The organism is Mesorhizobium sp. M8A.F.Ca.ET.218.01.1.1, from assembly GCF_004791165.1.
In the GTDB taxonomy this organism is placed as follows: Bacteria; Pseudomonadota; Alphaproteobacteria; order Rhizobiales; family Rhizobiaceae; genus Mesorhizobium.
The window spans coordinates 1-347 of record NZ_SRUZ01000098.1; the positions used below are offsets into that span (position 1 = coordinate 1).

General features: G+C 56.5%; 1 protein-coding gene. It reads right to left on the reverse strand.

The window, feature by feature from the left end:
* Window positions 1-158: 158 nt before the first annotated feature.
* A partial coding sequence (locus tag EN861_RS35945; RefSeq protein ID WP_210235220.1) for a hypothetical protein occupies window positions 159-347 on the reverse strand: 189 nt, incomplete at its 5' end.

Sequence of the window (347 nt, forward strand, 5' to 3'; positions counted from 1 at the left end):
CAGGGACTTGTAGCCTGTAAAATATTCAAAGTGGTCTTGGTCTGAGATCACAAACGCATCAAGAGATTGTTCTGCCATGCACTTCCGGAGTGCGTCGATGCGTCTCGCGTACTCATCACTGCGCACGAGTAGTCTATCGGACATGTGTCTCACCTCAATTAAAGGGGCCGGCATTTATACCCGTCTTTGCGCCGCAGCTTGGCGGCCGCCGCTTCCGCCTTGTCAGCAAGCGCTACGCCATACGCCTGCCCAAGGGCAGCAAACCGAAATGGCCCGGCCATTTCCTCCAGATCGACGCCGTCTAGCCGTGTGTTGTCCGCTTCCTCCACTCCGTTCGTCAGCTCAGG